This is a genomic window from Brevundimonas terrae (genome assembly GCF_011761985.1).
Taxonomy (GTDB): domain Bacteria; phylum Pseudomonadota; class Alphaproteobacteria; order Caulobacterales; family Caulobacteraceae; genus Brevundimonas; species Brevundimonas terrae.
The window spans coordinates 131,845-158,293 of the sequence record NZ_JAASQT010000004.1; the positions used below are offsets into that span (position 1 = coordinate 131,845).

Consider the following 26,449-nt stretch of genomic DNA (forward strand, 5'->3'; position numbering starts at 1 on the left):
GCATGAGCGCGAACGCAACTATTCTTAAGGGCCGTACGGGCGATTGGGAAATCGTCATGGGTCTGGAAATCCACGCGCAGGTCGCGTCGAATTCCAAATTGTTCTCGGGCGCGGCTGTCGGCTTCGGCGCTGGCCCGAACGAGCAGGTCTCGTTGGTGGATGCCGGTTTCCCCGGCATGCTGCCGACCCTGAACAGGTTCTGCGTCGAGCAGGCTGTGAAATCGGGTCTGGGTCTTCGCGCCCAGATCAATCTGAAGTCGCAGTTCGACCGCAAGAACTACTTTTATCCGGACCTTCCGACCGGCTATCAGATCAGCCAGCTCTATCACCCGATCGTGGGTGAGGGCGTCGTAGAAGTAGAGGCCGAAGACGGCACCTTCTTCAATGTCGGCATCGAGCGCCTGCACCTTGAGCAAGACGCGGGCAAGCTGATCCACGACCTGTCGCCGACGGATTCCTATGTCGATCTGAACCGTGCGGGCACTGCCCTCATGGAAATCGTGTCGCGTCCTCACATCCGCTCGCCGGAACAGGCTGTGGCCTATGTGAAGAAGATCCGCACCATCCTGATGTACCTTGGCACCTGCGACGGTGACATGGAGAAAGGCAATCTGCGTGCGGACGTGAACGTCTCGGTTTGCCCGGTCGGCAACTATGACAAGTTCATGGAAACCGGTGATTTCGGCTTCCTCGGCACCCGTTGCGAGATCAAGAACGTCAACTCGTTCCGCTTCATCTCGCAGGCCATCAACTACGAAGCGCGTCGCCAGATCGAGATCGTAGAAGACGGCGGTAAGGTCGATCAGGAAACCCGCCTGTACGACCCGACCAAGGGCGAAACCCGCTCCATGCGTTCGAAGGAAGAAGCGCAGGATTATCGCTACTTCCCCGATCCGGACCTGCTGCCGCTGGTTCTGGAACAAACTTGGGTGGATGGCCTCAAGGCCAGCCTGCCGGAACTGCCGGATGACAAGCGCCGTCGCCTGATGGACCAGTATGGTCTGTCGCAATACGACGCCATTGTCCTGATCTCGGAACAGGCCAAGGCCGACTATTTCGAAGCCGCCGCCAAAGGCCGCGATGCCAAGCTGGTGTCGAACTGGGTGACGAACGAGATTTCGGCGCGTCTGGCAGCAGACAACCGTGACTTCAGCGACAATCCGTTGCCGGCTGCCCATGTGGCCGAACTGGTTGAACTGATCGAAACCGGCGTGATCTCGTCCAAGATTGCCAAGGAAGTGTTCGACTACGTTTGGAAGGGCGAAGGCTCTCCGTCCGAAGTCGTTGAAAAGCACGGCCTGAAGCAGGTTACGGATACCGGTGCCATCGAGAAGGCTGTCGATGACCTGATCGCCGCCAATCCCGACAAGGCTGCTGCCGTTGCCGAGAAGCCGCAAGCGATCGGCTGGTTCGTCGGTCAGGTGATGAAGGCCACTGGCGGCAAGGCTAACCCTGCTGCGGTGAACCACATCCTTAAAGCAAAGCTGGGGCTTTAATACTTGGGGGCTGCGGCCCCCAAACCCCCGGCAGTCGCTAACGCTCGCGACGCGGTCGCTCGCTGCTTGAGCGACATATGATACTAAAAAAGCCCCTGAAGTTATAAGCTTCAGGGGCTTTCTTTATGCAGTTTCGAGGCTGCTACCAGCGCCACGCGTCGCGGATAACCTCGACGATATAGCCATCGTATTCGTCGATCAGATAGATCGAGTTATCGACATAAACCCAGCGTGTGCCCGGAGGCGGATAGCCGAGGCCGTAGGTACGATAATCGGATACCTGATAGCGCCAGAAGACTTCGGGCAGGTACTGCCCCGCCGACCATTGGCGGTTCCAGTAGGTGCGCGGGACGTTGTAATAGCCATAGCCGGGCGCGAAATAGAAACCGAGCCTTACACCGGACCAGCCACGGAAGCGGTTATCATGACGCCACCAGTCACTGTGGTGGCGGCGGTCCCAATCACGACGCCACTGGTCACGGTTCCAGCGGTTGTGGAAGTCGCGATAGTCCCGATCTCCGTTCCAGTTCGGTCTGTTCGGGCGATAATCCGGTCGTGTGGAATGGCTCGGCCTGTCAGGACGTCCTGCATCGGGGCGGTTCGGGCGGTTCCAGTCCGGACGGTTATGATCCGGCCTGTTCGGTCGATCCGGTCTGTTCCAGTCTGGTCGGTCGGGACGATCTGGACGCCCGCTATCGGGTCTGTTGGGACGGTTGTTCCAGTCAGGGCGACCGGCCTCAGGCCTGTTCGGGCGGTTGTGGTCAGGACGTTGAGGACGGTTGTAATCCGGTCTGTTTGGACGATCCGGACGGCCCGCATCGGGCCTGTTACTGTCTGGACGGTTGGGCCGGTTTCCATCGGGACGGTCAGGCCGTCCGGCTTCAGGCCTGTTAGGACGTTCGCCATCCGGACGTTGGGGCCGGTTCGGTCGATCAGGACGTGTGGAGGCACTCGGCCTGTCAGGGCGCGGGTTGCCGTCAGGACGTTCCGGTCGCGGTCCACGTTGTGGCCGCTCCGTCTGTTGTCGGGAAGGTGCGCTTTCGATGCGACGGCTTTCGGGCCCGCGTGACGCGCGGTCGCCGCCGCGTTCACGACGCGGTCCATCCTGACGTGTTTCTGCGCGATCCTGCGCAAGAACAGCCATCGGGGTCACAGCCGGAACAACGAATGCTGCGATAGCCGTGAACATCAAAAGAGAACGTTTCATTTTCGGGTCCTTACCCAAAATCACTATATTACGAGTATCGGCGTCATTCCATGAACCCGGTCTGAACAGCGGGTGCAGCCTTTGTCAGGGTAAAGAAAAGCCCCGCAAGCAAGCCTGCGGGGCCAGTTTCAGACTGAATCTTGAACTTTAATAGACGCCGCTCAGAACGCTGCTGATCAGGCCGGTGGCCAATGCGATCATGACAATGTCATTACCTGCGTGAACATAGCGGTATCCGTATGGAGCCGGACGCAAACCGTAGAAATCGGGATCGCGTACATAATAGTTGCGGTAGCTGGCGGGCAAATACGAACCCGAGCGCCAGCGATAATCATGATAACGGGAATCTACGCGGTAATAGCCATATCCCGGGGCATACCAATATCCCGCACGATTACCGCGATAGTCACGGAAGTCACGATGATCGCGCCACCAGTTGCGGTCATTGCGGTTCCAGCGCGCCGGACCGGAATAGCGCCTGTCATCATGGCGCGGGCGGACATGGTGCGGGGCAGGGCGATAGTCCGAGCGCCACTCGCGTTGGGGACCACGATGGTCGCGGCGATCGCGTTCGTACCGGTCATTGCGATCATAGCGTTCATGTCGCTCGCCACGATCACGTCGATCATGGTGGCGGTCCTGCGCCTGGGCAATCATGGGGGCCGCAGTTGTGGCCAGTGCCAGAATGGCTATGGCGGTTCTGGTGCTGGTTTTCATCGTCGACTCCATGTGTCTGGCCCTGTCGAGGTCGAACATGCGTCGGGGCATCTGAACCGAATCTGAACCGATTTTTCAGCTTGGTTCATCTTGCAGAGGTGGCACCTGACCGGCGGCTCGCTTGCTGTTTGGTCGAATGGTGTTCATCTATTCCGTCCGCATTTGCTGGGAGCAACACCGATGTCCGCACCAATCGAACTATGGTTCTGGCCGACGCCGAACGGCCACAAGATCACCATTGCTCTTGAGGAAATGGAGCTGCCCTATACGGTCCGCTATCTTAATATTGGTGGCGGCGAGCAGTTCACGCCCGAGTTTCAGCGCCTGAACCCAAATGGGCGCATGCCCGCGATCATTGACCCGCATGGGCCGGATAGCCAGCCAATCAGCCTTTTTGAAAGCGGGGCCATACTTCAATATCTGGCCCGCAAGACAGGCCTGTTTTACGGCACCGACGAACGCAGCCGCATCGAGGTGGATCAATGGCTGTTCTGGCAGATGGCAGGACTTGGACCGATGGCTGGCCAAACCCACCATTTTCGTCAGTACGCTCCGGCCATGATTCAGGATCAGCGCCAACTGGCCTATGGCGTCAACCGCTACACTAACGAAACCCATCGCCTTTACGGGGTGATGGAGCGCCGTCTTCAGGATCGCGATTATCTGGCCGGCGATTATTCGGTTGCAGACATGGCCTGCTGGCCGTGGATATTGCCGCGACTTCAAGGTCAATCCTTTGATGATTTCCCGAAGCTGGAGGCTTGGCATGCGCGAATAGCGGCTCGACCTGCAGTCCAGAAAGGTAAGGCCGTCGGCGCGGATTTACGGCGTAATCTGGGAGACAAGGGCAAAGATGCCGAGGCCGCACGGCAGATTTTGTTTGGCCAGCGGGGCCGTTAACCAAAACTTCAAACCGTTGTTATTTGAATGACCTTGCATTCATAGGGACAGAAGGTTCCTGCATGGAGGGTTTGACAATGATTGGGCATTTCGAAAACGCCGCTGATCTTGTGGCCGATCACCTGCCGTTACCGACACCGGACATGGATGGCGAGGCGCTGTTCAGGCTTGGTCTGGCCTATTCATCCGGTCAGGATGGCTGTCCTCTGGATCGCGTTTCCGCGCACATGATCTTCAATCTGGCGGCTATGAAAGGTTCTCTCGAAGCCCGTTCCTATCGCAAAGAAATGAGCGAAGAGATGTGCAGCGAGGAGCTGGCCGAGGCTCAACGTGCCGCCAGACGCTGGATTGATACCGACAGCGCGCATTGCGCCGCCTGATATCGCATCTCTAGGGCTCGTGGGTCTGGACCCGCAGCGCAGGGAAGGTTATGGACGGCTCACGACTGTTTGTTGAGGACTACGCCCATGCTCGCCCGTATTTATCGCCCAGCCAAGACCGCTATGCAGTCCGGCAAGGCCAAGACGAGCGACTGGCGTCTTGAGTTCGAGCCGTCTTCCGCACGTTTCAACGACCCTCTGATGGGCTGGAGCGGCACGACCGATATGAACGGTCAGGTGCGCCTGAGCTTTGAAACCAAAGAAGACGCTATTGCCTATGCAGAGCGTCATGGCATCGCATTCCGCCTGCACGAGCCGAATGAAGCGCCGGTGATCATCAAGGCCTATGCCGATAATTTCGCCACCAACCGTAAGCAGTCCTGGACGCACTAAAAGCGCGTCTTTCGACATCACCTAAGTTTCGAACGGGTCGCAGACTTTATGTCTCGGCCCGTTTTGTATTTCTGGCGATGAAATAGGGCAGGTGGCTTGCCCCGGTTCGCGAACGCCCTTATCCGTCCGAACCGATATCTTATGCGCCCTTAGCTCAACCGGATAGAGCACCCGCCTTCTAAGCGGACGGTTGAAGGTTCGAGTCCTTCAGGGCGCGCCAAGGTTTTAGGGGGATTAGACCCCGATTGTTTTGCAGCGAAATTTACAGAGTTTTGTTCGTGTACCGATTTTACCGGTGCGCTTGATGGCTTGTGATGTTCGTCCGTAGCCGAACCATGTTCCATAAAATGGCCACCGAAACTTCACTACTTCGCGCAAGTCATGGTTTGACGTTCCACTAAGCCTCTCCGCCAAGGCAGGAGGGCAAAGATCGATAGCGGTCGTCTGGTTCCTGCTGCTTCGCTTTAGATATGCGGTGGAACATTATGAGCAACTTCAAAACCATGCTCGCTGTGGCAGCGAGCACTTTGGCATTGGCTGCCTGCGGAGGCTCGGCTGAAGTCGCATCGCCCGGCGAGGGCGGCTTTGGTGATGGCGGTTCGGGTGGTGGCGGCACCGGTGGCGGTGGCGGCAATGGCCAAGCCGCAGCAGATTGCCCGACCGGCTTCTCGAATGTCGGTACGATTGCCAATAACAGCCTACGCGTTTGCCAGTTGCCGACCCAGATCAATGGTAATCTGACTGTGCCGCTGCGTGCGGGCACCATCTACTCGATCTCGGGCCGTACCTCGGTGGGCGTGGATATGGGTCTGGCCCAAGGCTCGACCACGGGCACCCAAGGCATCTTGACCGTTGAAGCCGGTGTGAAGCTGTTCGCATCGGGCGGCGGCGATTATCTGATCATCAACCGTGGCTCGCAAATCTTCGCCGAGGGCACGGCTTCCAACCCGATCATCTTTACCAGCCGCCAGAACATTGAAGGCTCGACCGGCGAAAACTCGCACGGTCAGTGGGGCGGCATCGTGATTGCAGGGCGTGCACCGCAAGCCGGTTGCCAGTTGACCGCCCCTGTTACTTGCACGGGTCAGGTTGAAGGTACGGACGCTTTCTATGGCGGCAACACACCGACCGATAATTCGGGCCGCATGCGCTATGTGCAAATTCGTTATTCGGGTTTTGAAATCGCGACGGGCAACGAGCTTCAGGCTCTGACACTGGCTGGTGTCGGTTCGGGCACCACGATTGAGTATGTGCAGTCCCACAACTCGTCGGATGACGGTATCGAGATTTTCGGTGGCAATGTGAACCTGCGCCACATCGTCATCACCGGTGCCGACGACGACGCTTTTGACACCGATACCGGCTGGCGCGGTGGCGCACAGTTCGGCATCGTGACCCAGCGTGCACCGAATGCCACCAGCCGCTCGGCAGGCTTCGAGTTCTCGGCGGCACCAGCATCGACGCCGCTGGCCTCGCGCTACATCTCGCAACCGAAGATCGCCAACTGGACGATGGTGGGCCGTAACTCGCCGACCGACGCACACACCGTGGCCCACTTCGACACCGGCACCAAGGCCAGCGTCGTGAACTCGGTCTTTACCAGCGTCGCTGGCTCCAAGGCGGGCTGCCTCGACATTGCCGATGCGGATACCGCGACCTCGGGTCCGGTGTTCCACTCGGTCTTCATGTCATGCGAAATCTCGTACCGTCCGAGCAATGCGGTCCGCTCGGAAGGCGTGTTCACTGCCGGTACCAACAATGTCGCTAAGGGTACCTCGACCCTGACGGCACCGTCAGGCGCTTCGATCACCAATCAGGTGCTTAGCTTCATCAACGGTGCCAACGAAACCGCAGTGACGCCGTACAAGGCCTCGACCATCCATAGCTACTTTACGGACACCACCTATGTCGGTGCCGTCAAGGATGCCAACGACACGTGGTGGCGTGGTTGGACCTGTGGCCTGACCGACGCGAAGTGCTGATCGATTAGCCACAAGAACGGAGCGGCGAGGGGAACCTCGCCGCTTTCCGGCTTTAACTTCCCACTTCAAGGCAAGCCTCATGAACACGACCAAACTGACTTTGGGCAGGGTTTTGTTGGCGACCTCGGCCCTTGGCGCATCCGTGATGCTGCCGGGCACGGCGCTCGCGCAATCTGTCTATTCCGACACCCCGTCCGCCGCCGCTGATCTGGCCACCGAAGCCGATGATCAAAGCCCGACCTCGGTCGCGGAAATCATCGTGCGCGGGCGTAATATTCCTCAGCAAAACCGCGCCACGGCCGAGGTCGCTGCGTTCCTGACGCAAGAAGACCTGCAACGTACGGGCGATTCAACCGCAGCCGCAGCCCTGACCCGCGTGACGGGCCTGTCGATTGTCGAGGGGCGCTTTGTGTATGTGCGCGGCCTTGGCGAGCGATACTCTTCGGCCTTGCTGAACGGTTCACCTTTGCCCAGCCCGGAGCCTCTACAGCGCGTGGTACCGCTGGACCTGTTTTCGGCCAGTGTGCTGAAAGGTGTTCAGGTCCAGAAATCCTATTCGCCTGACTTCCCCGGCGAGTTCGGTGGCGGTGTTATCAACCTGTCGACGGTTGAAGCACCGGCCGAAGCCTTCCTTGATCTGAAGGTCGGCATTGGTGGCAATACCGAGACGACCGGCAAGGATAATCTGGTCTATTACGGTTCGGACACCGACTGGACGGGGTTCGATAACGACACCCGCAAACTGCCGAGTCAGATCGCCTTGGCGTTCCGTGAAGGCAAGCAGATCAACCGCGCCAACTATTCGGTCAACGAGCTTCAGGCGATGGGACAGTCGCTGGTCAATGCGCCGCTCCGTTTGCTGCAAATGCAGCAGACACCGGTGGATGCCAGCGTTGAAATCTCCGGCGGATTCACCAGTCCGAACCGGCTGGGTGATCTGGGTGTGATCGTTGCCGCCGGTTACGACAATAGCTGGCGCGCCCGCGAGGCCACCCAGCAGGAAGGTATGTTCGAGGGCGACGGTCTGGTGCCGCGTTCGTCCTATACGGTTCAGTCGAACCAGAACGATATCCGCCTGAACTTCCTGGGTGGACTGTCGTTGTCGAATGAAGACCACGAGGTGAAGTGGACGAATATGTACGTCCGCAGCACCACCAAGGAAGCCCGCACCTCTGCCGGTCCGGACTTTGACGCTGGCGGCACCATCATCCGTAACGACTATACGGAATGGTTCGAGCGCCAACTGTTCACCACGCAACTGGCGGGCGAGCACTATCTGGGCGGCGGTAACTGGAAGCTGGACTGGCGTGCGGCCTATGCCAAATCCACCCGCGATGCCCCGTATGAAACCCGCTTCCAGTATGGCGTAGATGCCAGTGGCCGCTCTATCCATAACGTGCAGGGCAACCTGATTTCGTTCTCGGAGCTCGAGGACGAAGTTCTGTCGGGTGGTGTCGATCTGGCCTATTCGCTGCCGATGCAGGCGGGCCGCGAGGCGACCATCAAGGTTGGTGCGGCGACGCTGGACAACACCCGTAATGCCGAGCGCCACGATCTTCAGTTCGAAGCCGTCAACGGCCTGACGGACAGCCAGCGTCTGGCCCGCGTGGACTATCTGTTCTCGGACTACAACATCAATCCGAACACCTTGCAGCTGCGTGAAATCGCCGGTGGCAACGGGGCCAGCGCCTATGATGCCGACCTTAAGACCAACGCGGCCTATGCCATGGTGGATGCCGAGTTCTGGCCGACCCTGCGCACAACCTTTGGTGTGCGTTACGAAGATGGCAAACAAAGCGTGACCCCGCGTAGCTTGTTCGCCGGTAGCCCCACATATCAGGCGACCGAGAACAATGCCGATTACTGGCTGCCTTCGTTCACGGCGACATGGAACGTCGTCGAGGACCAGCAGATCCGCTTCGGTGTGTCCAAGACCATCGGCCGTCCGCAGTTCCGTGAACTGGCCCCGCAGACCTATACCGACCCTGAAAGCGACCGCATCTTTATCGGTAACCCGTATCTGGTCGATACAGAGATCCTGAACCTTGATGCCCGCTGGGAATGGTATTTCGCACCGCAGCAGTTCGTGACCGCTGGCGTCTTCTACAAGAAGATGGACAAGCCGGTTGAGGCCGTCATCGTCGATGTCGGCAACCAGCGCCAGCAATCCTTCCTGAACGCGCCCGAAGCCACCATCATGGGCATCGAGCTGGAAGCGAAGAAATATTACGAGTTCGCCAGCAATAGCGACTTCATCGCCAACAAGCGCTGGCTGATCCAGGCCAACTACACCTGGTCGGATAGCGAGGTCAGCGTCGGTGACGATGATACGGTCATGACACTTGGTGGTGCCGGTATGCCGGAACAGGCTAAATTCTTCATTCATGACGGTGTGCGGATGCAGGGACAGTCCGAGCATGTCGCGAACATGCAACTGGGCTGGGAAGACGATACAGCCCGTTCGCAAGCGACGCTGATCCTGAACTATGTCTCCGAACGTATCACTGCACGCGGGGCTGGTACGGGCGGTTCTCGCGAACCTGATTACCTTCAGGAACCGGGGGCTTTCCTTGATTTCGTGTACCGCAAGGACTTCACGATCAAGGGACAGGATATGGGTCTGGCCTTCGAGGCGCGGAATCTTCTGGGCACGGACTTCGAGGAGTTCCAGGAGCAGAATGGCCGCATTCTGTTGAATGCTTACGAACTGGGACAGAGCTTCTCGTTGAGCCTGACCGCACGCTTCTGACGCTATTCCTCCCTTAGCGTTATGACTTGGCCGGAGGTTCGAAAGAGCCTCCGGTTTTTCTTTGACGAAAACATTGTTCCGTATCCTGAGCGATCGTCATTTCAATTTCGCCCGACTGTCATTTTGACATGCAAGCCGCGTACGGACGATCACGGCTAGGTGCCGGACATAGCGTTTCTGTGAGAAGCGCATGTCGGGACATCGGCCATTGTTTCAGAGCCTCAAACCCATAGGGCAGTTGCGTTGGCCGGTATCCGGTCTGGCGCAGAATTGGCGCAACGGGCTCGCCTTGGTGCTGCTATTGGCGATTGTGGTCCAGTTGGCCCGCGCCCTTTGGGTATTTGTTGAACCGGCACTCCAGAATGCATCTTCTGCTATGCCCGCCACGGTTGACATGGCGGTTTTGAATCGCGTCGATCCATTTTTTGCGGAAGGTCAAGCCGCCGTCGAAACCAGTGGTGATACGGGTGGATTCAACCTGTTCGGTGTCAGCTCGGACGGCGCAGGGGGTGGTTCGGCAATCATAGGCCTTCCTGATGGCACGCAGGTTTCTGTCGTTGTCGGCGAGGAACTAAGCGCCGGCGCGATCCTCAAAACCGTAAATCCAGATCATGTCATCGTGGCCATGAACGGACGTTTTTTGCGCGTTGGTTTCCCCGACATGGCCGTGTCGCAGACTGAAGCCCCGCAAGAGGACGTGCCCCCACCAAGCGCGGAAGCCGCAACGGCGCAGGCCGCTGTGGTCGATCCGGCCAAGCTGATGGCCGAAGCCGGTCTGCGCCCCAAGCTGGACGGGCTTTCCATCAAGGGATTGCAGGTCAGCGCAGGTGAAAACTCCACCCAACTGACCGCCGCAGGACTTCAGGACGGCGACATCATTTTATCGGTCAACGGCACAGCTCTGACCTCGCCTCAGGCGCTGAACACACTTCGCCAGCGGCTGTCCAATGCTGCCACGGCTGAAATTTCATACGAGCGCGGCGGACAGCGGCGCATGACTTCCATCAGGACACGCTAAATGACGCGCCGATCCCGTTTGTTGCTTCCTTCGGTTCTGGTTCTGGCGCTGGCCGCACAGATGCCTGTCACAGGGCTGACCTCGGCGGCCATGGCGCAGGAACGCCAGACCCTGAATGTCCAGAATGCCGATATTCGTGCCTTTGTTCAGGACGTAGGCCGTCGCACAGGACGCACCTTTATCGTCGATCCGGCAGTGACCGGTACGGTAACGGTTTCCAGCCCGCGCCCTTTGACCTCGGCGCAATTGTTCGAGCTGTTCCTCTCGACGCTGCGGGCCAATGATCTTGTCGTGAACCAGACAGGAGCAGGGGCCTACCGTATCAGTCCGGCAGCAGGAGCAGCCCAAGGGCCGTCTGGCGTCGGGGTCGGGCGGTTTGTGACCGAGGTCTTCACCTTGCGCCACATTGATGCCGCCTCGGCCGCCGAGACAATCCGGCCTCTGGTTGGTGGCGAAGGACAGGTCCTGCCGAATGCAGCCGCCAATAATGTCGTGGTGGCCGACTATGCCGACAATATGGGCCGCATCCGTGCACTGGTTTCGCGCATCGACGTGGATCGCAGCGATTATCAGGTCATCGCGCTGGAAAACGCCTCGGCCCGCGAGATCGCCAATGTGCTGCAACAGGTGCTGGGCCAAAACGCCAATATCACGGTAACGCCCGTGCAAAGTTCGAACTCGGTCGTGTTGCGTGGCGATGCGCGACAACTGGAACGGGTCAAAGGTCTGGTGGCTGATCTGGATGGTCGTTCCCGCGCCAATCAGGACGTGACCGTCATCTTTCTGGAACATGCCGATGCGGGGCAGTTGCTTCCTGTACTGCAACAGATTGTCGGCCAGCCTGTAGAGGGGAACACGCAATCCTCGCGGACCTCGGCGCTCCGCAACGGCGGTATTGCCCGCGCAGCCAGTACGGCAGACACAGCACGCACCGCGATGGCGTCGGATGCAGAACAGACTGGCCCTATCGGCAGCACCACTGTCACCGAGACAGGTCAACGTGCCACCATTGCCCGTTTTCCCGGTGCCAATGCACTGGTGATTTCCGGCCCCGCCGATCTGCAACGTACCCTGACCGACGTCATCCGCCGTCTGGATGTGCGCCGCCAGCAGGTGCTGATCGAAGCCATCGTGGTTGAACTGTCCGACAATGCGGTGCGCGAACTGGGGGTCCAGTGGGTTGCGGCGGGTGAATACGGCGCGGGCCTGACCAATTATTCGGATAGTTCCAGCCCGATGCTGCCGATACTTGGCGGCGTTGCGTCGGACAAGTTGGACAAAGACGATCCGCTGCGTGAGCAACTCCAGAATATCGCCCTGAATGGTCTTTTGGGGGCCAACGGCTTTGTCGGCGGACTTGGGGGCAAACGTGGTGATGGCCTGTTCGGCTTTATCATCAATGCGGCCAAGACCGACGCCGGTTCGAACCTGTTGCAGACCCCGTCGATCATGACGCTGGATAACGAGGAGGCGACCTTCCTCGTGGGGCAGGAAGTGCCGATCACGACCGGCCAGACCCTGCTGGACGGCAATTCCAACCCGTTCACCACGACCGAGCGCAAAGACATCGGTGTACGGCTGACTGTGCGGCCCCAGATCAATTCCGGTGGCTCGATCACCCTGACATTGAAGCAAGAAGTCTCGGCGATTGATGGCGTGCTGACCCGTTCGGCCTCAGATATCGTATTGGACAAGCGCGAGTTGGAAACGACGCTGGTGGTCGATGATGGCGACATTGCTGTTGCCGGTGGCTTGCTGGACCAGAACGAGCGTCTGCAAACGACCCGCGTACCGGGTTTGGGCGATGTTCCGGTTATCGGTCATCTGTTCCGCACCACCAGCCGACAGGGCGGGCGCACCAATCTGATGGTGTTCCTGCGTCCGACCATCATCCGCACGCCGGAAGATGCACAAGGTCTCAGCGCCGATCGTTGGGGCTATATGCGCGCCCAACAGCAGGCCATGCATCCGGATGTCGAACCCAGCCTTGATGCATTGCTGCGCGACTATATGCGCACCCAGCCGCCCGCAGCCCTGACAGCGCCTTCATCGGATACGCATGATGATAATGCTCGCTGATCCCAAGCTGCCCTACAGCTTTGCACGACGCGAGGGCGTGGTGCTGTTACAGGCCGGTGATGTGATGGCTGTCGGTACTCGTCATGGTGTCGATCCAATGGCTCTGGTCGAGGCGCGGCGGCTTTTGGGGCGACCGCTGGATGTGGCCATTATTGACGATGCGTTGTTCGAACGCCGTCTGTCGGAAATCTATGCCAGCAATGCCCTAGGTTCAGATGCGAACGATGACCTGGCTATTCCCAGCGGGCTGGAAGGCCTCCTTGAGGAAATGCCCGCCACCGAGGACTTGCTGGACAGCCACGATGACGCGCCGGTCATCCGCCTGATCAATGGCGTGATTGCCGAGGCGGTGCGGGTAGGGGCATCGGACGTCCATCTGGAGACGTTCGAGAGCCGCCTTCTGGTGCGCCTTCGTGTGGATGGTGTGCTGCGTGAAGCTTTGAGCCTGAACCCGCGCATGGCCCCGTTATTGGTGTCGCGCATCAAGGTGATGGCGCGGCTGGATATTGCCGAAAAGCGCGTACCTCAGGATGGGCGGATCGCGCTGATGCTGGGCGGGCGCAATCTGGATGTGCGTGTTTCGACACTGCCTTCGCGGGCGGGCGAGCGCGTGGTTTTGCGTGTTCTCGACCGCGATAAGGCCGGTGTCGATCTGGATGCACTCGGCATGGGCGTGCGTGAGCGTACAGCCTTTGATCTGGCGCTATCGGAACCGCACGGGGTGATCCTGGTCACAGGCCCGACCGGATCGGGCAAGACCACGACCCTTTATGCCGCTCTGTCAGGTTTGAACGACGGCCAGCGCAATATCCTGACGGTCGAGGATCCTGTCGAATATGCCATCGAAGGCATTGGCCAGACACAGGTCAACAGCCGTGTGGGCATGACCTTTGCGGCGGGTCTACGGGCCATTCTGCGCCAAGACCCCGATGTGGTGATGGTCGGGGAAATACGCGATAGCGAGACGGCCTCTATTGCTGTTCAGGCCTCGCTGACGGGGCATCTGGTGCTGTCTACGGTTCACACCAATGACGCCGCAGGGGCGATTGTGCGCCTGAGGGACATGGGCGTAGAGCCGTTCCTTCTGGCCTCCAGTGTGCGGCTGATACTGGCTCAGAGACTGGTACGAAAACTCTGCACCGAATGTCGCCGCGAAGACGTTCTGGACGCGGTTACGGCAGCCCGTCTCGGCGTTGCCGCAGGTAGCCATCACTATCGTCCTGTCGGGTGCAGCCATTGCAGCCAGACTGGATATCTGGGCCGGCAGGGTGTCTATGAAGCCCTGCGCGTTGATGACCGCATCCGCCAACTGATCGCCACGTCTGCCTCAGAAGAGGAACTAGCTGAGGCCGCTTTTGGCGCGAACCGTTCAGGGTTGCTGGCCGACAGCGTGCGTAAGCTGGTGCTGGATGGCGTGACCTCGGTTGACGAGGCTGTCCGCGTTACCGGCGATCGCACCATCGAGGTTGCGGCCTGATGGCCGGCTTTGCCTATGTCGCGGTGGACGCCGCAGGTTGCACCGTACGCGGCCATATTGAAGCCAGCCATACAGACGCTGTTCGAAAGCAGCTGGAGCAGCGCCAAATGCTGGTTCTGGAAATCCGCGAAGGCAAGGAGACACCCAAGTCGGCACCACGGCGGGGCCAGTCACGACTCTCCGCTAAGGCCTTGGCACTTTCCACACGACAATTGGCGACATTGGTATCGGTGACGCCTCTCGAAGAAGCCATGCGGACACTGGTGGCGCAGGCTGATCGCCCTAATGTCAAACAGGCATTGGAAGGCGTTCATACGGCCCTGCTGGAAGGTCGTGGCTTGGCCGAGGCCATGGCCACGCAAGGCTCGGCGTTTCCGCCCCTCTATCGTGCCATGGTCAAGGCGGGCGAGGCATCGGGGGCGTTGCAATCTATTTTGGAGCGACTGGCCGACGGGCTGGAACGCGATCAGGAAATCCGCGGCAAGGTGATTGCGGCTGTGGTTTACCCCTGCGTACTGGCGGTTGTGGCGACGGGCGTCGTCATCGCGCTGATGACCTTTGTCGTGCCCAAGGTGGTCGAACAGTTCGATAGCATGGGACAGGCGCTGCCTTTGCTCACGCGCGCCATCATCGGTCTGTCGCGGGCTATGACCCAGTGGGGATGGCTGGCGGCACTGTTGTCAATCGTAGCCTTGGTGGCTTTGGGTGTTGCCCGCCGACGCGAGATTTTCCGGCTTAAGACGGATGCCATGATCCTGCGCCTGCCGATGATCGGGTCCTTGGTGCGCGATCTTCACGCGGCGCAGATGGCCCGTACCTTGGCGACCATGATTGCCGCGGGTCTTCCGGTGCTGGAAGGTCTGAACATCACCGCCCGCACAGTCTCCAACCGCGCTTTGCGTCAGGCTACCGAAGCCATGGCCGAGGCTGTGCGCGAAGGCGGCGGATTGTCGTCTGCGATGAAACGGGCGGGGGTGTTTCCCCCCGTTCTGATCCACATGACAGCCTCCGGTGAATCCAGCGGCCGTCTGGAGCCGATGTTGGCCCGCGCCGCCGACTATCTGGATCGCGAATTCGCTAACTTCACCTCGGTCATGCTGAGCCTGTTGGAGCCGGTCATCATCGTGGTGATGGGCGGCGTCGTGGCGCTGATCGTTCTGTCGATCCTTCTTCCCATTTTGCAGATCAACACCCTGGCTATGGGGTGAACGAGGTCATGATGTTGTCCAAGCTTGTCCAGTCTATCCGCAACAGCCGCCGCCATAACCATAACGACGGGCGCGAGGGTTTTACTCTCGTTGAGCTTCTGGTCGTCATTACGATCATCGGCCTGTTGGCGACGGTTGTGGTGATCAATGTGCTGCCCAGTCAGGACAAGGCCATGCAAAGCAAGGCCCGCGCCGATATCGCCGTGCTGGAACAGGCGCTGGAAACCTATCGCCTCGACAATATGACATTCCCCAGTGACCCGCAGGGACTGGCGGCTCTTAAAACGCCGCCCGCCGATCTGGCCCAACCGGATCGCTATCGTCAGGGCGGCTATGTGCGCCGTCTGCCGACGGATCCGTGGGGCAATCCGTATCAGTACAGCCGCAACAGCACCCACGGCGGGGCATTCGATGTCTGGTCGTTCGGGGCTGACGGTAAGGCGGGAGGCGAGGGTGACGATGCCGACATCGGCAACTGGAGCCTCTAGGCCACCGCGCAGAGCGGGCTTTACGCTGGTCGAACTGATGGTGGTCATTACGGTGATCGGACTGGCCGCAACGGCTGTTGTGCTATCTGCACCTGATCCCAGACCGTCTGTCTCTGTAGAGGCAGAACGTCTGGCTGCGCGTCTGGTCATGGCGCGTGACGAGGCGATCCTGAGCAACCGCAGCGTGGCGGCTACCATGAGTACGGACGGCTATCGCTTTCAGGCTTTTGACGGCGTGGATTGGCAACCTTTGACGGGGGCTTTGAAGGGATCGCAGTGGTCGCAAGGCGTTGCGCCTGCACAGACAGCGCGGCTGGTGTTTGATCCGACCGGGGCGACCGAGCCTGTCGAGATTCACCTGTCCAAAGACAATCGCAACATGACCGTCAGTGTCGATGGCGCGGGGGAGGTTTCGCTTGCGCCGTGATCATCGCCGCGAAGGTTTTACCCTTATCGAAATGCTGGTGGCGCTGGCGGTGTTTTCTCTGGCGGCGATGGCTCTGGTGAAGCTTTCACTGGAAAGCACCCGCACCACGGCCATGATGGAGCGGAAGGCACTGGGGGCCGTTGTGGCGGACAAGGTGATCGCCGAGGCCGTTCTGGGTTTGTCATCAGTCACACAAGGGCAGGTCCAGATGGCGGGCCGTCAATGGGACTGGATACGCCATACCCCCGTCTCGCGTGACGGTGTGAATGTCATCGAAGTGCGTGTGTTCAGCGATGGCGAACAGATCGCCCGTCGTCTTGGTCATCGCGTGGACGGGCGGTGATGCAACACTCGCCACGCCAATCACGCGAGGGCTTTACCCTTGTCGAGGTTATGATTGCGCTTGCGGTCTTTGCCCTGATTTCTGCTGCAGGTGTTTTGGTTCTGTCGCAGGTGGTCGATGCCCGCTTTGCCATCAAGGGCCATGCGGCGCGGCTTGCCGAGTTCCAGCGCACCACGGCCATGCTCAAAAGCGATGTGTCGCAAATGACCGCGAGGCGGACGCGTGGCGTTTCGGGACGTCCGTTTTCTGCGCCCGTGATGACCGGTCAATCCGCTGATGCCCCCTTGCTAACGCTTGTTCGTGCAGGATGGAGCAACCCGGAATCCGACGCTCGGCCCAGCTTGCAAAAGGTCGAATACCGCCTTGTCGAGAACCGTCTGGAACGGCGAACCTATCGGCATCTGGATGGTGGAGCACCCAATCCGGCACAGGTGCTTTACCGTGGCGTTTCGGATGTTCGGGTCACGCTCATTCAGGGCCAGTCCGAAGGGCCGGGCTATCTGAGTTCGACCGAGCGACCGCTTCCCGATGCCGTACGCATCCGCATGGTTCTGGAAGGCTACGGCCCCGTGGAAATGCTGTTGCTGGTGACGGGCGGATGAGGCGCAATCGTTTGCCCGCTGAACGCGACGGGATGGCCTTGCTGACCGTTCTGCTGCTTGTCGCCGTCATGGCCGCGGTGTGCGTTCTGATACTGGATGATGTGCGCTTTACGGTTCGGCGGACAACCAATGTCGAGCATCTGGCAGAAATGCAGGCCCATGCGGCCATCGCTGAATCTGTCGCGGCTGCGCAGATCATGCGGCTGTCCAAAACCAATCTCCGGATCACGCCCATCACGCCTCGCTGGAACGGACAGGCCGTGAGCGTCGATACCGATGTCGGTCAGGTGCAGACCCTCGTGAGGGACGCTCAAAACTGTTTCAACCTGAACAGTCTGGTTCTGGGCCAAGGCGAAGATTTACGCGCACAGGAACAAGGCATCGGCCAGTTTATAGCCTTGGGCAGTGCGCTGGGGCTGGAGCCGTCGCGCGTGACGGCGCTGGCAGATAGTCTGACTGACTGGATGGATTCCGATCAGGATGTTCGTGGCGCAGGTGGAGCCGAAGACAGCTATTACGCGTCTCGACCAAAACCCTATCGAACGGGTGGCCTGATGTTGGCCGATGTCAGCGAAATACGGGCCGTCAAAGGCGTTGATGACGCCCTTTATCGTCAGTTGCGCCCCTATGTCTGCGCCTTACCCGAAGCGCGCCTTTCACGGTTCAATCTGAATACGATGTCGCCGGAACAAGCCCCTCTGCTCGTAGCGCTCAGCCAAGGGCGGATGTCGTTAGGGGTGGCTCGTGCAGCTATCCGAAATCGCCCCGCTGCGGGTTGGCAGAGTGTCGATGCCTTCTGGACCCAGCCTGTTCTGAACGAGGTGGTCGCAGACGAGCAGATGCGAACCCAGACCGGCCTCGTTACCCGATATTTCGACATCCGTATCGACGTTCAGGCCGGCGACAGCCGCGCCGTTCGCAGCCTTGTTTTACAGGTCATGCCCGATGGCGTGACCCGCACTGTTATCCGCCGTTGGACAACCGAAGAATGAACGCGAAAACCATAGTCTTTCTGCCTGCCGCTGCAGGTATGGCGGCAAACTGGCGCAAACTGTCCGTGGACGGGAATGTGCTGGAACGCGGTCTATTGCCACCCGATGCGACCTTTGAAATGGTCGCAGACGGGATCGCGGTTGCACCGGCCGAGGATGTGTCTGTGCGCTGGCTGACTCTGCCCAAAGGCTCGCCGTTACAGCAGGTGGCGGCTGCCCGATGGCAGATGAGCGAATTGCTGGGTCACGATCTGGTCGATGACGAGGTGGTGCTTGGGCAGATATCGCCGTCGGGTACGACGCCTGTGGCCGTGGTTCGACGCTCGCTTTTGGCTGCATGGCAAAGCTGGATCGAGGGAGCCGGATTGAATGTCGCCTCGCTTGTTCCTGCCCAACTGTGTGTGCCTTTTGAGGGCGAGGTTGTTCATGCCCTGCGCACCGAAACCGATAGTGTCATCGTCTCGGGTGACGGACTGGCAGTGATTGTCGCGAGCGACTGGGTTAAGACAATAACCGATGGCAGGCCCGTCCAATGGATCGAGCCAGATCAGACACTTGATACGCTTGCCTACGGGGCCGTTTCCTGTCCGCTGAACCTGTTGTCCAGCGCCACACCCAAGGGGCGCAAAACCGCTGGTTGGAAACAGATTGCAGCCTTGGCGGCCGTATTGGCTCTCAGCCCCGCATGGGTTGGGTTGTTCCACATTGCTCACGACAAATGGGTCGAGAACACAGCCAATATTGCTGCGAAGGCTCAGGCCGTTGAGTTCATGCCCGATCTGGCCCGACAGGCTGATGCACTGGAGCAAGCAGAGCGCCGCCTTGCCGTCCAACCGCCACTGGGGAGCTATGCCAAGACCATTGCTGCGCTGACCACAGTCATCGAGGACAAACCCGGCTCTACCATGGCGGAAGTCGCAGGTATCGGCGGCGAGGTGAGGGGGGTATTACAGCTCCGTAGCAACGAGGACATCGCCGCAATCCGTGACGGGTTGTTGCGCTACGGCCTTGATTTTCGCGACTGCCAACCCGTCAGCGAGGACGGCCAGACTGTATGTGCTTTTGTAATCGGAGCCGCCCGATGAGACGTCTGCAAGCCTTATGGGCATCCCGCACGCACCGCGAACAGATCATGCTGATCGGTCTAGGCCTTCTCATCACGATGGTTGTGGTCTGGTATGGCGTCATCCAGCCGGTCCGATACTGGCAGGACAGTGCTGCGTTTGAACGGCAGGCCGCGGAAGCGCGTCTGCTGCGCGTTACCCGTCAGATCGAATACGCGCGTGCCCATGCACAAACCGGCACTAACGCCCGCAGCACACTGGAACAGGCGGCCCGTCAGGCTGGCGTTCAGGTACAGATTGCAACATCGGGCAGTGGATTGGGCTTTGAGCTGGACCGTATTCCATCCGAAAGCGGACGGGCGTTTCTGGTCTATCTAGAACGCGCCAAGCTGTCGCCCAAGGCCCTGCGCATTGATGCCTATGAGGACGGTACGTTGCGGATCAGCGGCCAGACAGGCTGAAACTGCTGCCCCATGCCGTGTCCGAGCCTCTGCCTATGGCATCGACTGCGACAATCATTGCGCTTTGTCTTTGAAGTAAATTGTCGGCGATTTCGATCATGCGGCGGTTTGGTGTGGCGTAGGGAGCTTTGGCGCGCAGGGTCAGAGCTATGTCGTGCTCGCTCCCTATCCCGTGTCGGACGACTGCCGCGATATAGGCCGCTGCTGGAGAGCGGCTAACACCTGCCCAACAGTGGATCAACAGCGGCGCAGACCCATCCCACCGGTCCAGAAAATCCAGATAGGCACGGATGTGATTTTCGGACGGCGCAAGGAGCCCGTCTTGCGGTTGATTGATGTCGTTGAAACGCAGATCAAGGTGTTCGCCTTGGCCATCCGCCAAACCGATATCCAGATCGGCGGTTGGTGACATCAGGCTGACGACATGGCTGGGCCGGTTGATCTGCACCAAGCCACTGACATCATGCAGTGGGCAAACAATGATCCGACTCATAGGCGGATGATAGCGCCAAGCGCCAAGAGAAAGCCGATCTCGAAGCTCTGCTCTACGGCCCCCAACACGTCGCCTGTACGTCCGCCCAGATGCTTCCACGCCAAAAGGGCCGGAATGGCGGCGGCGAGCAAGCCCAACCCCAGTCCGGCACCCGCCATAACGGGTGTAAGCATGGCGAAAGGCGCAAGGCCGATCAGTACGGCAATGATGACATTGTGCGCCCCTGTGCGGTCGGGCTTGCCTTCCTTGGCCATGCCGGGATTGCCGCCATAGGGCATGATGGCCATGGCAGTCACCGCTGCCGAGCGTCCAAAACTCTGGGCGCAAATCATGGCGATAGCCGCAAGAACAGGCGAAACCGCGATCAATGCCGCGAGACACCCCGCGCGGATCATCAGGTTCAGAAACAGTACCGATGCGCCATAGGTGCCCAGTCGGCTGTCCTTCATGATCTCCAGACGGCGTTCACGGGTCGATCCGCCACCTATGCCATCTGCGGTATCGGCCAGGCCGTCCTCATGGAAACACCCTGTCAGGGCCATGCTCGCGGCGATAGCCAACAAGGCCGCGACCAAGGGCGAAACCAGTTGCGAAGCCCCCCACAGCACGGCGGCAGACAGGGTACCAACCAGCAAGCCAACCAGCGGGTAATAGCGCGCACTGGCCTGTATCCATGCGGGATCGAACTGTTTTAGTTGGGGCGTCGGTATCCGCGTCAGGAACTGTACCGCGCAAATAATCAGTTTCAGCTCTCGGCGGATCATGCCGAAGCCTCAAGCACATCCTTCAGATCGGCCACGTCGCTCAACAAGGCACAGGCGGCTTGAAGAAGCGGGATAGCCAAAAGAGCACCTGTGCCTTCGCCAACGCGCATATCCAGATCCAGCAAGGGCTTGGCCTGAAGCGCATCCATAATGATCTTGTGGCCCGGTTCGACCGAAGCATGGGCAAAGATGCAATATTCACGGGCCTGTGGTGCCAACCGCAAGGCGACCAGAGCCGCCGCGGAACAGATGACGCCGTCAATCACCACGGCGACACGGGCCTTGGCGCAGGCCAGAAGCGCACCTGCCATCATCGCGATTTCATAGCCACCGAACTGGGCGAGAACGTCCAGTGGATCGGTCGCTTCGGTACGGGCCGCCACCTTGGCCAAAACCTTGTGTTTATGCGCAAGACCTTCGGGCGAGTGTCCGGCACCCGGCCCGACACAGGATTGGAGCGGTGCAGGGGAAAGGCGATGGATAATAAGCGCCGCCGCAGAGCTGTTGCCGATGCCCATTTCCCCCAAACAAATCAAGTCGGCGCCATTGGCTATGGCCTGTGTGGCGATGCTGGCCCCTACGAGCAATGCGGATACCGCCTGATCCATATCCATCGCCGGATGTTCGGATGCGTCCTGTGTGCCCATGGCGATCTTGGCATGGATCAGGCCTTGCCGATCCGACAAATCGGCCGCCACACCGGCATCAATCACGCTCACCTGTGCGCCGACCACGCGGGCAAAGGCATTGGCACTGGCACGACCGGCCAGCAACGTATCCACCATCGACACCGTGACGGCAGAAGGAAAAGCGGCAACGCCCGAACTGGTCAGGCCATGATCGCCAGCAAAGACCAAAAGTTGTGGGCGGCGTACGGCGGGGAGGGGCTTGTTCTGAATCAGCGCCAACTGCACTGCCAGTTCCTCGATGCGCCCCAGTGCGCGCGGTGGCTTGGCCTTGCCATCGACAGCAGCCTGCATTTGCTGCTGGCTTGTGCGGTCCAGTGACGGAATGGCGAGAAGGGTGTCCAGTTTACTCATGACAGGCCGGCTATCTTGCTGAGGGTTGCTATGTCCAGATGGCGTTCGAGGGCTTCGGCGATACGGTCCAGTGCTTCATCGACTCGCTGGCTCTGGTCGACACTGACGGTCTGGCCGGTCAGTTCTGGCAACAGCGCTTGACGGGCTTCGGATTTGTCGAACAGTCCATGGACATAGAGACCCGAAATGCGCCCGTCGGGGTTGATGGCACCTTGAGGTTGGCCGTCGATAAAAGCGGCAGGGTTTTGGGTATCCGCGCCGGTCGTCTTGCCAATATGGATTTCATAGCCCGTAAAAGCGGGCCCGCTTGGGCCCAGTGTACCGGCCACGCTCTTGAGTGTCTTGTCGCCCTCCAGACATGTCTCGACATCCAACAAGCCAAGACCGTTTGCGGAACCGGCTATTCCTTCGCTTCCCGCAGGATCATGGATCATGCGTCCCAGCATCTGATAGCCGCCGCAGATGCCCATGACCCGTCCGCCACGGCGTGCGTGGGACAGAATGTCGATGTCCCAACCTTGCGCCTTCAGAAACGCCAGATCAGCCAGCGTGGCCTTGGTGCCGGGGATGATAATCAGGTCGGTATCGACGGGAATAACCTGACCGGGCGGGATGAAGTCCAGGTCGATAAGCGGCTCGTGACGTAAGGGATCGAAATCGTCGAAATTGGCGATCCTAGACAACATGGGCACTGAAATGCGCAGCTTGCGGTCACTCGCTGCGCTCAATGTGCTTTGCAACACGACGGCATCTTCGGCGGGCAAAAGTGCGCTCTCATAAAGCCATGGCACCATACCGATATCGGGCCATCCGGTGCGGGCGCAAATTTGTTTTCGCCCTTCGTCAAATAGCTGAGGGTCACCACGAAACTTGTTGATCATAAAGCCTTTGATGGCATCACGATCATCGTCTTCAAGGACATTATGCGCGCCAACCAGCGCCGCGATCACATGGCCGCGGTCAATATCACCGATCAGTATGACAGGCACATTTGCGGCCAGTGCAAAGCCCATATTGGCGATGTCGCCATCGCGTAGGTTGATCTCCGCAGGACTTCCAGCCCCTTCAATGATGACCAGATCAGCCTCGGCCTCAAGCTTGCGAAAGCTCTCCAGCACGACATCCAGAAGGGCCGCCTTATGGTCCTGATAGCCACGGGCTTTCCAGTTGCCCCGTACCTGACCGCGCACGACAAGCTGCGCACCTGTATCGCTTTGCGGTTTCAATAGGACAGGGTTCATGTCGACAGTCGGCGGGGTTCGACAGGCCATGGCTTGAAGCGCTTGTGCCCGTCCGATTTCACCTATGCGACCTTCGCTGTCAGGTGCTGTGACGGCGGCGTTATTGGACATGTTTTGGGGCTTGAACGGACGAACTGTCAGTCCGCGCCGCGTAAACAGCCGACATAGACCTGCTACTAGTACAGACTTGCCGACATCGGACCCGCAGCCCTGAATCATTATTGCGGCCACAAGAATCCTCCACCCAGCACAAGCACAAACAGCCCCAGACAGGCCCACAGATAGACGGTCATCGCCCGTTTCAGGTCCGATGCCACAGGCGCGGGGCCCTCGCCCTGTACGGGGCGGGCATTTTCCAAACCGTCATAACGGACTGTGCCGCCAAGACGCACACCCAATACACCCGCCATCGCCGCTTCGCTCCATCCTGCATTGGGCGAGGCATGTTTTCTTGCGTCACGGAACATGATGCTCCACCCTTTAGTGGCCGATCCTGTCACCGAGCCTGCAAGGGCCAGTAATGCCCCCGCCAAACGCGCGGGGATCAGGTTCATCAGGTCATCAGTCTTGGCCGCGGCCCAGCCAAAGGCTCGCCAGCGCGGCTCTATATGGCCGATCATGCTGTCTGCCGTGTTGATGGCCTTATAGACGAATAGCCCCGGCAAACCGGCTAGAACGAACCAGAATACAGGCGCGACAACCCCGTCATTAAAGCTTTCGGCCAGACTTTCGATGGCCGCTGTGGCGATATCTGTTTCGCCCATACTGGCCGTGTCACGACCGACGATCATGCTCACAGCATTTCGGGCGTCGGGCAGTCGCATATCAGACAGCGGAATCTGGATCGCTCTGACGTGTTGCCACAAGCTGCCCAAGGCCAAGCCGCAAACACAAGCCATAACGATTACGGCGATGTCGATGGGTCGTGGCAGGAAGCCTGCAAGCCAATGGATGGCAAGACCGGCGACGATAGCGGTCGGAACCAGCAGCAAGACTGTCAGAACCCCCAGAAGCTTCCTTGTGGGCTCACTGAATGCAGGACTGTTCCAGCGCTTTTCCAGTGCGCTGATCAAATGGCCAATCCACATGACGGGATGGGGCAGGGGGCTGGGCCAACGTATGATCGCTTCCAGCACCAAAGCCACAGCCACAACCCAGAATAGATTAAAGCCCACGGCCCAGAACCTCGAGCACGGGACCATTCGCGCCATCAAGCGTCTGGGTGACGATGCCGTAGGCTTGGCGCAGGACGTCCGGTGTCAGGGCCTCAATCGGAGCTGCATCGGCAATGATCTGTCCCTGAGCCAGTACGATCACACGATCAGCTATGCGCAGTGCAGCACCAAGATCATGCAGGGTGACGATGATCCCGCATCCTCGATCACGGGCCAGCTTGCGGAACAGATCGCCCATATCCAGCACATGTCCCGGATCCAGACCCGCCAGCGGCTCGTCGGCCAGCAACCATTCCGGCTGACCGGCCAGTGCGCGGGCGATCATCATGCGCGCACGCTCCCCACCGGACAGCGTAGAGATGACACGGTGCCGGTATTCCTCGGTATCGGTCATGGACAAGGCTGCACTGACGCAGGCGCGGTCATCACGAGACAGACCCCATGCGCCGACATAGGGCGTGCGGCCCAGTCCGACGAAGGTTTCGCCATTGATAGCCCAGACTACTTCGGCATTCTGCGGAACATAGGCGACCTGTCTGGCGCGTTGACGCTCGGAGATGCGGCCTATGTCCTGACCGCCAAGCACAACCCGTCCTGATTGTGGTGTCCGTAAGTGAACGAGGCAGTCTAGAAGCGTCGATTTCCCCGCGCCATTGGGCCCGACAATGGCCGTCACCTTGCCACGCGCGAAACAGGCAGAGACATTGTTCAGGATGGTGCGTCCGGCAATGCGGACACAAAGATCGTTCGCTTCCAGATCGCTCATGCGAGCTTCCTTCGCATCGAGACCAACAGGATCAGGAAGAAGGGGCCGCCGATGGCGGCCATGGCCACACCCAGCTTTACCTCGGTTGCGGCAGGGAGAAGTCGAACCAGAATATCTGCCGCCAGTGTCAGAGCCGCTCCACCTAGCGCAGAGGGTAACAGCAATGCCGAGGGTTTTGCCCCGACCAGCGGGCGCAGTAGGTGAGGCACAATCAGCCCTACAAAGCCGATGACACCGGTGACGGCGACGGCTGAGCCAACCGCAAGCGCCACGCCGAAGGTCAGCAACAGCCGCCCGCGCACCAGACTGACACCAAGGGTGCGCGCGCCATTTTCGCCCAACGTCAGGGCATCCAGCATGCGCCCCTGACCCAACAGGAACAGGCATCCTGCCAGCATACCGGGGGCAGCTATTTTCACCTCGTCAAAGCTGCGATCGGTGACGGCTCCCATCAGCCAGTTGACGATTTCGGTGACGGCCCATGGGTTGGGAGCGAGATTAAGTGCGAGGGCAACACCGGCCCCCGCAACAGTCTGGATGACAACGCCCGCCAGAATGAAGGTGATGCTGCTGGAGGTGACGCCGGCCATCAGCAACAGCATCACGACGCCCAAGGCTGCTCCAACCATGGCAAAAAATGGCAGCACCCACACAGCGGCGGCGAAACTGCCCATATAGAAGGTTGTCACGGCTCCCAGTGCGGCCATGCCGGAGACTCCGAGCATTCCGGGATCGGCCAGCGGGTTTCGCGTATAGCCCTGAAGTGCTGCGCCCGTCAGGCCCAGAGCTGCGCCGATCATCATAGCCAGCAGGGTACGCGGCAGACGCAGTTCAAACAGGATTGCCCATGCAGGATCGCCCTTGCTTCCCAACCATGCAGACCACGGCACCCACACCTTGCCCGCGCTCATACTAGCCACAGCCAGCACGGCGACCAGACTGACCAGGCATAGATACAGAAGGGGACGTTTAGCGTCTGTCATTCCC

Annotated in this window: 26 protein-coding genes and 1 tRNA gene; 18 read left to right on the forward strand and 9 right to left on the reverse strand. The window is 59.7% G+C overall.

Going from position 1 to position 26,449, the window contains the following annotated elements:
* The first annotated feature begins 2 nt into the window (after positions 1-2).
* Positions 3-1,496, forward strand: coding sequence for an Asp-tRNA(Asn)/Glu-tRNA(Gln) amidotransferase subunit GatB (gene gatB, locus FHS64_RS10900; RefSeq protein ID WP_167178241.1), 1,494 nt, complete (start codon positions 3-5; stop codon positions 1,494-1,496).
* Between the two features lie 142 nt (positions 1,497-1,638).
* Here gatB and FHS64_RS14285 read toward each other — a convergent pair whose 3' ends face one another.
* Both FHS64_RS14285 and FHS64_RS10910 read right to left on the reverse strand, forming a co-directional pair.
* On the reverse strand, positions 1,639-2,703 hold the full coding sequence (locus tag FHS64_RS14285) for an RcnB family protein (RefSeq protein ID WP_243862942.1): 1,065 nt from the start codon (positions 2,701-2,703) through the stop codon (positions 1,639-1,641).
* A 147-nt stretch (positions 2,704-2,850) separates the two neighbouring features.
* Positions 2,851-3,420, reverse strand: a complete 570-nt coding sequence (locus FHS64_RS10910; RefSeq protein WP_167178242.1) for an RcnB family protein — start codon at positions 3,418-3,420, stop codon at positions 2,851-2,853.
* Between the two features lie 180 nt (positions 3,421-3,600).
* On the opposite strand from FHS64_RS10910, the gene FHS64_RS10915 reads away from it, so the two are divergent.
* From FHS64_RS10915 to gspM, 17 genes are all read left to right on the forward strand, one after another.
* A complete protein-coding gene (locus FHS64_RS10915) occupies positions 3,601-4,320 on the forward strand; it encodes a glutathione S-transferase N-terminal domain-containing protein (RefSeq protein WP_167178305.1) in 720 nt (239 codons plus the stop codon).
* A gap of 77 nt (positions 4,321-4,397) precedes the next feature.
* Complete coding sequence (locus FHS64_RS10920) at positions 4,398-4,700, forward strand: sel1 repeat family protein (protein ID WP_167178243.1); 303 nt, start codon at positions 4,398-4,400, stop codon at positions 4,698-4,700.
* Between the two features lie 87 nt (positions 4,701-4,787).
* Positions 4,788-5,093 (forward strand): ETC complex I subunit, encoded by a 306-nt coding sequence (locus tag FHS64_RS10925; protein ID WP_167178244.1) that lies wholly within the window; start codon positions 4,788-4,790, stop codon positions 5,091-5,093.
* A gap of 143 nt (positions 5,094-5,236) precedes the next feature.
* Positions 5,237-5,313 (forward strand) — tRNA-Arg (locus FHS64_RS10930).
* Between the two features lie 265 nt (positions 5,314-5,578).
* On the forward strand, positions 5,579-7,075 hold the full coding sequence (locus FHS64_RS10935; RefSeq protein WP_167178245.1) for a hypothetical protein: 1,497 nt from the start codon (positions 5,579-5,581) through the stop codon (positions 7,073-7,075).
* Positions 7,076-7,154: 79 nt separating this feature from the next.
* A complete protein-coding gene (locus tag FHS64_RS10940; protein ID WP_167178246.1) occupies positions 7,155-9,824 on the forward strand; it encodes a TonB-dependent receptor domain-containing protein in 2,670 nt (889 codons plus the stop codon).
* A 238-nt stretch (positions 9,825-10,062) separates the two neighbouring features.
* Positions 10,063-10,842, forward strand: coding sequence for a type II secretion system protein N (locus FHS64_RS10945; RefSeq protein WP_167178247.1), 780 nt, complete (start codon positions 10,063-10,065; stop codon positions 10,840-10,842).
* Positions 10,843-12,921 carry a type II secretion system secretin GspD gene (gspD, locus tag FHS64_RS10950; RefSeq protein WP_167178248.1) on the forward strand — a complete coding sequence of 693 codons (2,079 nt, stop codon included), beginning with the start codon at positions 10,843-10,845 and terminating at the stop codon, positions 12,919-12,921.
* Complete coding sequence (gene gspE, locus FHS64_RS10955; protein WP_167178306.1) at positions 12,905-14,398, forward strand: type II secretion system ATPase GspE; 1,494 nt, start codon at positions 12,905-12,907, stop codon at positions 14,396-14,398. Before gspD ends, gspE begins: the two co-directional genes overlap by 17 nt.
* The gene (gene gspF, locus FHS64_RS10960; RefSeq protein ID WP_167178249.1) at positions 14,398-15,606 is read left to right on the forward strand and encodes a type II secretion system inner membrane protein GspF; all 1,209 of its coding nucleotides are present in this window, start codon (positions 14,398-14,400) and stop codon (positions 15,604-15,606) included. Before gspE ends, gspF begins: the two co-directional genes overlap by 1 nt.
* 8 nt (positions 15,607-15,614) lie before the next feature.
* Positions 15,615-16,094, forward strand: coding sequence for a type II secretion system major pseudopilin GspG (gene gspG / locus FHS64_RS10965; RefSeq protein ID WP_425542299.1), 480 nt, complete (start codon positions 15,615-15,617; stop codon positions 16,092-16,094).
* Positions 16,066-16,521 carry a GspH/FimT family pseudopilin gene (locus FHS64_RS10970; RefSeq protein WP_167178250.1) on the forward strand — a complete coding sequence of 152 codons (456 nt, stop codon included), beginning with the start codon at positions 16,066-16,068 and terminating at the stop codon, positions 16,519-16,521. Before gspG ends, FHS64_RS10970 begins: the two co-directional genes overlap by 29 nt.
* The gene (gene gspI, locus FHS64_RS10975; protein WP_243862943.1) at positions 16,511-16,864 is read left to right on the forward strand and encodes a type II secretion system minor pseudopilin GspI; all 354 of its coding nucleotides are present in this window, start codon (positions 16,511-16,513) and stop codon (positions 16,862-16,864) included. The genes FHS64_RS10970 and gspI overlap by 11 nt, the downstream gene beginning before the upstream one ends.
* Positions 16,864-17,466: a type II secretion system minor pseudopilin GspJ gene (gspJ, locus tag FHS64_RS10980; RefSeq protein WP_167178251.1), complete on the forward strand. Its 603-nt coding sequence runs from the start codon at positions 16,864-16,866 to the stop codon at positions 17,464-17,466. Before gspI ends, gspJ begins: the two co-directional genes overlap by 1 nt.
* 11 nt (positions 17,467-17,477) lie before the next feature.
* Positions 17,478-18,458 (forward strand): type II secretion system minor pseudopilin GspK, encoded by a 981-nt coding sequence (gene gspK / locus FHS64_RS10985; protein ID WP_243862944.1) that lies wholly within the window; start codon positions 17,478-17,480, stop codon positions 18,456-18,458.
* Positions 18,455-19,543, forward strand: a complete 1,089-nt coding sequence (gene gspL, locus FHS64_RS10990) for a type II secretion system protein GspL (RefSeq protein WP_167178252.1) — start codon at positions 18,455-18,457, stop codon at positions 19,541-19,543. The genes gspK and gspL overlap by 4 nt, the downstream gene beginning before the upstream one ends.
* The gene (gene gspM, locus FHS64_RS10995) at positions 19,540-19,983 is read left to right on the forward strand and encodes a type II secretion system protein GspM (protein WP_167178253.1); all 444 of its coding nucleotides are present in this window, start codon (positions 19,540-19,542) and stop codon (positions 19,981-19,983) included. The genes gspL and gspM overlap by 4 nt, the downstream gene beginning before the upstream one ends.
* Here the strand turns inward: gspM and FHS64_RS11000 are convergent.
* The 7 genes from FHS64_RS11000 to FHS64_RS11030 are packed head-to-tail and all read right to left on the reverse strand — an operon-like array spanning position 19,964 to position 26,445.
* A complete protein-coding gene (locus FHS64_RS11000; protein WP_167178254.1) occupies positions 19,964-20,476 on the reverse strand; it encodes a tyrosine phosphatase family protein in 513 nt (170 codons plus the stop codon). The two genes, gspM and FHS64_RS11000, sit on opposite strands and share 20 nt — an antisense overlap.
* Positions 20,473-21,240 (reverse strand): adenosylcobinamide-GDP ribazoletransferase, encoded by a 768-nt coding sequence (cobS, locus tag FHS64_RS11005; RefSeq protein WP_167178255.1) that lies wholly within the window; start codon positions 21,238-21,240, stop codon positions 20,473-20,475. The genes FHS64_RS11000 and cobS overlap by 4 nt, the downstream gene beginning before the upstream one ends.
* Positions 21,237-22,280 (reverse strand): nicotinate-nucleotide--dimethylbenzimidazole phosphoribosyltransferase, encoded by a 1,044-nt coding sequence (gene cobT / locus FHS64_RS11010; protein ID WP_167178256.1) that lies wholly within the window; start codon positions 22,278-22,280, stop codon positions 21,237-21,239. Before cobT ends, cobS begins: the two co-directional genes overlap by 4 nt.
* Positions 22,277-23,752, reverse strand: coding sequence for a cobyric acid synthase (locus tag FHS64_RS11015; protein ID WP_167178257.1), 1,476 nt, complete (start codon positions 23,750-23,752; stop codon positions 22,277-22,279). Before FHS64_RS11015 ends, cobT begins: the two co-directional genes overlap by 4 nt.
* On the reverse strand, positions 23,740-24,696 hold the full coding sequence (gene cbiB, locus FHS64_RS11020) for an adenosylcobinamide-phosphate synthase CbiB (RefSeq protein WP_341771147.1): 957 nt from the start codon (positions 24,694-24,696) through the stop codon (positions 23,740-23,742). The genes FHS64_RS11015 and cbiB overlap by 13 nt, the downstream gene beginning before the upstream one ends.
* On the reverse strand, positions 24,686-25,462 hold the full coding sequence (locus FHS64_RS11025) for an ABC transporter ATP-binding protein (RefSeq protein ID WP_167178258.1): 777 nt from the start codon (positions 25,460-25,462) through the stop codon (positions 24,686-24,688). The genes cbiB and FHS64_RS11025 overlap by 11 nt, the downstream gene beginning before the upstream one ends.
* Complete coding sequence (locus tag FHS64_RS11030; protein ID WP_167178259.1) at positions 25,459-26,445, reverse strand: FecCD family ABC transporter permease; 987 nt, start codon at positions 26,443-26,445, stop codon at positions 25,459-25,461. The genes FHS64_RS11025 and FHS64_RS11030 overlap by 4 nt, the downstream gene beginning before the upstream one ends.
* Positions 26,446-26,449 lie beyond the last annotated feature (4 nt).